This is a genomic window from Xanthobacter autotrophicus ATCC 700552, assembly GCF_043194565.1.
Classification (GTDB): domain Bacteria; phylum Pseudomonadota; class Alphaproteobacteria; order Rhizobiales; family Xanthobacteraceae; genus Xanthobacter; species Xanthobacter autotrophicus_F.
In genome coordinates this window covers 2,501-5,854 of record NZ_JBAFVS010000053.1, presented here as the reverse complement: position 1 = coordinate 5,854, position 3,354 = coordinate 2,501, and the positions used below count along the sequence as shown (strand labels likewise).

At 55.4% G+C, this 3,354-nt stretch carries 2 rRNA genes; both read right to left on the bottom strand.

The features are described 5' to 3' along the window. Nucleotides 1-139: 139 nt before the first annotated feature. Nucleotides 140-254 (bottom strand): 5S ribosomal RNA (gene rrf / locus V5F48_RS24760). A gap of 87 nt (nucleotides 255-341) precedes the next feature. Further along, a 23S ribosomal RNA gene (locus V5F48_RS24755) occupies nucleotides 342-3,165 on the bottom strand. Nucleotides 3,166-3,354 lie beyond the last annotated feature (189 nt).

Below are 3,354 nucleotides of genomic sequence, written 5' to 3'. Positions count from 1 at the left end.
CTGGCTCATCTTGCCGGATTGTCTATCGGGGTGCCTTGGGTAGGGGCATTCCGGAGACAGCAAAAACCCCCGTCGCTTGGGAGCGCCGGGGGTTTTTGGGGAGTGTGGATATGGGCATTGCGCGATATGTGCTTTGCAGGCCTGGCAGCGACCTACTCTCCCGCGTCTTGAGACGAAGTACCATTGGCGCTGAGGAGTTTAACGGCCGAGTTCGGGATGGGATCGGGTTCAGGCTCCTCGCCATAGCCACCAGGCCGGCAAAGCACATATCGGGCAAACGAAGCTGGTTTTAATCAAAGATGACTGTCGTCTCTGTTCAGTGGTGAACATTGAGGATGAGAACGATCAAGCCAATCGAGCTATTAGTACCGGTAAGCTGAACGTGTCGCCACGCTTACACACCCGGCCTATCAACGTGGTGGTCTTCCACGGCTCTCAAGGGATTACTCGTTTTGAGGTGGGTTTCCCGCTTAGATGCTTTCAGCGGTTATCCCGACCGTACATAGCTACGCTGCACTGCGGCTGGCGCCACAACAGCTCCACCAGAGGTACGTTCATCCCGGTCCTCTCGTACTAGGGACAAATCCTCTCAATAATCCTACACCCACGGCAGATAGGGACCGAACTGTCTCACGACGTTCTGAACCCAGCTCACGTACCACTTTAATCGGCGAACAGCCGAACCCTTGGGACCTGCTCCAGCCCCAGGATGTGATGAGCCGACATCGAGGTGCCAAACGATTCCGTCGATATGGACTCTTGGGAATCATCAGCCTGTTATCCCCGGCGTACCTTTTATCCGTTGAGCGATGGCCCGTCCACGAGGGACCACCGGATCACTATGGCCGACTTTCGTCTCTGCTCGACTTGTCAGTCTCGCAGTCAGGCAGGCTTATGCCATTGCACTCAACGAGCGATTTCCGACCGCTCTGAGCCCACCATCGCGCGCCTCCGTTACTCTTTGGGAGGCGACCGCCCCAGTCAAACTGCCCACCATGCACTGTCCCGGACCCGGATGACGGGCCGCGGTTAGACATTCATATTTCCAAGGGTGGTATTTCAAGGGTGACTCCACGAGAGCTGGCGCCCTCGGTTCAACGTCTACCACCTATCCTACACATGCAAACACGAATGCCAGTGCAAAGCTACAGTAAAGGTGCACGGGGTCTTTCCGTCTGACCGCAGGAACCCCGCATCTTCACGGGGAATTCAATTTCACTGAGTCTATGCTGGAGACAGCGGGGAAGTCGTTACGCCATTCGTGCAGGTCGGAACTTACCCGACAAGGAATTTCGCTACCTTAGGACCGTTATAGTTACGGCCGCCGTTTACCGGGGCTTCGATTCAAAGCTTGCACCTCTCCTCTTAACCTTCCGGCACCGGGCAGGCGTCAGACCCTATACGTCATCTTGCGATTTCGCAGAGCCCTGTGTTTTTGCTAAACAGTCGCCACCCCCTGGTCTGTGCCCCTCGAACCTGGTTGCCCAAGCCCGAGGCCTCCTTATCCCGAAGTTACGGAGGTAAATTGCCGAGTTCCTTCAGCATAGTTCTCTCAAGCGCCTTGGTATACTCTACCAGTCCACCTGTGTCGGTTTCGGGTACGGTCTATGTGGGGGCTATTTCCTGGTACCCATGAATTGCCCGAGAAATCCAATAATCTCGAACCATCTGCCGGATACGTCACACACCCACTGGCCCACGAATATTCACGTGGTTCCCATCGACTACGCCTTTCGGCCTCGCCTTAGGGGCCGGCTAACCCTGCGCAGATTAGCTTTACGCAGGAACCCTTGGACTTTCGGCGACAGTGTCTTTCACACTGTTTGTCGTTACTCATGTCAGCATTCGCACTTCCGATACCTCCAGGATGTCTCACGACTGTCCCTTCGCAGGCTTACGGAACGCTCCGCTACCGCTTGCCCGAAGGCAAACCTAAAGCTTCGGCGCGTGGCTTGAGCCCCGATACATTTTCGGCGCAAGAATCCTAGACCAGTGAGCTGTTACGCTTTCTTTAAAGGATGGCTGCTTCTAAGCCAACCTCCTGGTTGTTTTCGGACTCTCACATCCTTTCACACTTAGCCACGACTTGGGGGCCTTAGCTGTTAGTCAGGGTTGTTTCCCTCTCCACGACGGACGTTAGCACCCGCCGTGTGTCTCCCGTGTAGTACTTCCTGGTATTCGGAGTTTGGTAAGGTTTGGTAGGTCTGTGGGACCCCCTAGCCCTTCCAGTGCTCTACCCCCAGGAGTATTCGCACGAGGCGCTACCTAAATAGCTTTCGCGGAGAACCAGCTATTTCCGGGTTTGGTTGGCCTTTCACCCCTAGCCACAAGTCATCCGAGACTTTTTCAACAGGCACCGGTTCGGTCCTCCAGTGGGTGTTACCCCACCTTCAACCTGCTCATGGCTAGATCACCCGGCTTCGGGTCTAATCCGACGAACTGAACGCCCTGTTCAGACTCGCTTTCGCTGCGCCTACGCCTATCGGCTTAAGCTTGCTCGCCAGACTAAGTCGCTGACCCATTATACAAAAGGTACGCGGTCACTCAGGACGAACCTTGAGCTCCCACTGTTTGTAGGCATCCGGTTTCAGGAACTGTTTCACTCCCCTCGTCGGGGTGCTTTTCACCTTTCCCTCACGGTACTGGTTCGCTATCGGTCGCTAAGGAGTACTTAGGCTTGGAGGGTGGTCCCCCCATGTTCAGACAGGATTTCACGTGTCCCGCCTTACTCGAGGACGAATGTTCGCATTACGTGTACGGGGCTATCACCCTCTGAGGCCCGGCTTTCCTGACCGGTTCCACTTGTCTTGCATTCGCCACTGGCCTAGTCCGCGTTCGCTCGCCACTACTAGCGGAGTCTCTGTTGATGTCCTTTCCTCCGGGTACTTAGATGTTTCAGTTCCCCGGGTTAGCTTTTAACCCCTATGTATTCAGGGTTAAATACCTTCATGTGAAAACTGGAAATCCGAAGCCTAAACCTCGTTGAGCCTAAGCTCTTCCGAGGTCGAAACCTCGGAGTTCCAGTCTTCGAAGGTGGGTTTCCCCATTCGGAAATCTCCGGATCAAAGCTCATTCGCAGCTCCCCGAAGCTTATCGCAGCGTATCACGTCCTTCGTCGCCTCTTAGCGCCAAGGCATCCACCGAATGCCCTTAAGACACTTGATCGTTCTCATCGTCGATGCCCACCCCTCGGCAGAGGTCACCCTTGCGGGAATTTGCCCAGGCCGCTTGCGCCACCAGGCCAAATGGATCGACGGTCATATTTGAAAAGACCAGCTTCGCATTGTCTCGACGAAGGTGCGGTCAGCACCCGACGATCGCATCGGAAAAGGCTTGCGCCTCTCCCCCACGACC